Origin of the sequence: Butyricicoccus sp. AF35-5AC (assembly GCF_003477715.1) — a bacterium.
Classification (GTDB): Bacteria; Bacillota; Clostridia; order Oscillospirales; family Butyricicoccaceae; genus Agathobaculum; species Agathobaculum butyriciproducens.
Window position 1 is genome coordinate 1 of the sequence record NZ_QUDX01000032.1, and the last position, 2,722, is coordinate 2,722.

General features: G+C 43.1%; 4 protein-coding genes. All 4 read left to right on the forward strand.

What is annotated here, in order from left to right; translation table 11 throughout:
- The first annotated feature begins 189 nt into the window (after positions 1–189).
- Positions 190–1,089 carry a helix-turn-helix transcriptional regulator gene (locus tag DWZ82_RS14785; RefSeq protein ID WP_158578134.1) on the forward strand — a complete coding sequence of 300 codons (900 nt, stop codon included), beginning with the start codon at positions 190–192 and terminating at the stop codon, positions 1,087–1,089.
- 85 nt (positions 1,090–1,174) lie between these two features.
- Positions 1,175–2,158 carry a site-specific tyrosine recombinase/integron integrase gene (gene xerA / locus DWZ82_RS14790; RefSeq protein WP_118481401.1) on the forward strand — a complete coding sequence of 328 codons (984 nt, stop codon included), beginning with the start codon at positions 1,175–1,177 and terminating at the stop codon, positions 2,156–2,158.
- Between the two features lie 11 nt (positions 2,159–2,169).
- Complete coding sequence (locus tag DWZ82_RS15025; protein WP_147356958.1) at positions 2,170–2,373, forward strand: hypothetical protein; 204 nt, start codon at positions 2,170–2,172, stop codon at positions 2,371–2,373.
- Positions 2,370–2,722: restriction endonuclease subunit S (locus DWZ82_RS14795; RefSeq protein ID WP_199667526.1), on the forward strand; the 353-nt coding region annotated here is incomplete at its 3' end. The genes DWZ82_RS15025 and DWZ82_RS14795, both read left to right, overlap by 4 nt.

Here is a 2,722-nt window from a genome sequence, read left to right on the forward strand (position 1 = left end):
TAAATTATCGTTTATAGCCGAAAAATGCAAAAAACAAGATGGGGGTTGAATATGAGTAAGTATGTTGCCTTTCTTGATATATTGGGATTTAAGGAAAAGTTGAAAAAACTCAAACAATAAGATGCAAAATCATTTATTGGACGGTTTTCTACAACTGCCTTTGAACAGTGGGAAAACATGAGTCCTACATTGGTAGAAGGATATATTGTAAGTGATTCCTTTATACTTTATACGTGTGATACAAGTACACAAGCTGTCTCCCAACTACTTACATTAGTCGAGAAGATATGCCAACGAGAATTCATAGACAACGGTATTTTGATTCGAGGCGCTATTGCAAAGGGTGAATTTGATAGGGTCGAAGCGAGAGAAATTCCCTCCTTGCAAAAAGGTTTGATTGTTGGTCAGGCTTATGTAGATGCGTATTTAATGGAGGGAAGTATCAAAACTGCTGGGATAGCCTTAACCGACGAGGTGTTTCAGGATATTGAAGCATATGTCTACCCAATTGACTGTTTTCGAGAAAACATAAACGGTAAAGACATTTGCGTCATGCGATATTTTAATTTTGATTTTCTAAATGAGCCAGAAAACATAATCAACTTTACAAATATGGCAATAGATGCAGGATGGATCCCACATTATTATAATACGTTATACTGGGCGCTGTTGAATGAGAAGCCAACTAAGGCGATAAGCCTCTTTAATGGCATAGTGAACTGTGTAAATAATGGGAATCCGGGAGAGAATTGGCGTTCTCTTGATATGTTCATTAAAGGTGCCTTCCATGACGAAGTTAACACACACTTTCAAACGCGTTTCTTGGCATTTCTTAGAAGCTATATTGCTGTTGAAGGTAACGACCAGAGATTTTTGAGCAGCAGAACAGGAAATGAGGAACGAGTGTTGCGGTACATAGACTCCTGCGGCAATGTAACGCTAAAGCAGATTTCATTGGACGTAAAATTATCACAAGCCACAACCTCACGTATTGTTAAAAATCTTGTTAAGGATGGACGAGTGAGGATTACGAATAATGGGCGAGTACAAGTGTACTCATTAGCTGTCATCCACACAAATACCAGATAAATAGGTTTCTCTCACCAGTGGCGAGAGTTTTACAAAAGGGACTGCCACTGAATGTCGTTCTCTTACCTCGAAAGGAGACGCGACAATGACAGAACAACTCATCACGGAGATACAGCAAAAAATGCTGCCATATCTCAACAACGAACAGCTCATGCACCTTCGGGATGCAATGACTGAGACATTAGTTGGGGCAACGATCACCTATGATAGTGGCTCAATTCCAGCAGAAGAAACAGATGCAGTCGAGGCATTTATCACGGCAAAACAGATCGAAGGTTGCTCAGAGAAAACCCTGAGCTACTACCGGAAGACGATTGAGGCTCTGACTGCCGGAGTCAGAAAGGCTGTGCAGCAGATCACCACAGATGACTTGCGCCGCTATCTGACCAACTATCAGGTTCAGCGAAGGTCGAGTAAAGTGACCATAGACAACATTCGTCGGATTCTGTCCAGCTTCTTCTCGTGGCTTGAAGATGAGGATTTCATTGTGAAAAGCCCGGTGCGCCGGATCCATAAAGTCAAAACAGCAAAGGTGGTCAAGGACACCTACACCGATGAAGCGTTGGAGTTGATGCGCGATAACTGCAAAACGGCACGAGACTTGGCAATGATTGATCTTTTGGCTTCGTCCGGAATGCGTGTTGGAGAACTGGTCACGCTAAACCGCGAGGACATCAACTTCAACGAGCGCGAATGTGTGGTTATCGGCAAGGGCAATAAGGAACGATTGGTCTACTTTGACGCAAGGACGAAGATTCACCTTCAAAACTATCTTGAGGGGCGAACGGATGAAAACCCAGCTTTGTTTGTTTCCCTGAAAGCTCCCTTTGACCGCTTGATGATCGGCGGAGTGGAGACACGCCTTCGGGAACTGGGAAAGCGCCTGAACATTCCGAAGGTTCACCCTCACAAGTTCAGACGCACACTGGCTACTACTGCCATAGACAAAGGAATGCCCATAGAGCAAGTCCAGCAGCTCTTAGGGCATCAGAAAATCGACACCACCATGCATTATGCAATGGTGAAACAGCAGAATGTGAAGCTGGCACATAGAAAATACATCGGATAGGATGGGTAAAAATGGAATACAAGCCTTTGGGGAGCATGGTCAATCGGAAAATTGGATATGGGATTGTGCAACCAGGTCAAAGTGTCCCAGATGGGGTTCCTGTAATTAAAGTCAACAATTTGATCTCAGGATTGAAATCTCCTTCAGAATTAGATACGACCGCCCGTGAGAATGAAGCTAAATACTCTCGCACTCGCTTGCATGGTGGAGAATGATTGTAAGCGTTGTTGGAACTATTGGAAAGACAGCAATTGTGCCAAAATCATTTGCAGGATGTAATTTGGTAAGGGCAACAGCACTTATAGACATTGAGGATGAGCTTATGTCAAAGTGGGTGAAGTATTATTTTGATTCTCCATGCGGACAATCATACATCGAACAGAACCTCAATACGACAGTACAACCTACCTTAAATATAAAGTCTCTTGTGGAGATGCCGATTCCTATTCGCGACACAACAGAAATGGAAAAAAACGTTTTACTACTGTCCGCTCTCGACGAAAAGATTGAGGTGAACAGGCAGATAAACGATAATTTACAGCAGCAAGCGATGTCATTGTATGC

What these genes read in the sequence shown, in the direction of transcription:
- DWZ82_RS15025 (WP_147356958.1), top strand. Translation starts at nt 2,170, where the DNA reads ATGGAATACAAGCCTTTGGGGAGCATGGTCAATCGGAAAATTGGATAT.
- xerA (WP_118481401.1), top strand. Translation starts at nt 1,175, where the DNA reads ATGACAGAACAACTCATCACGGAGATACAGCAAAAAATGCTGCCATAT.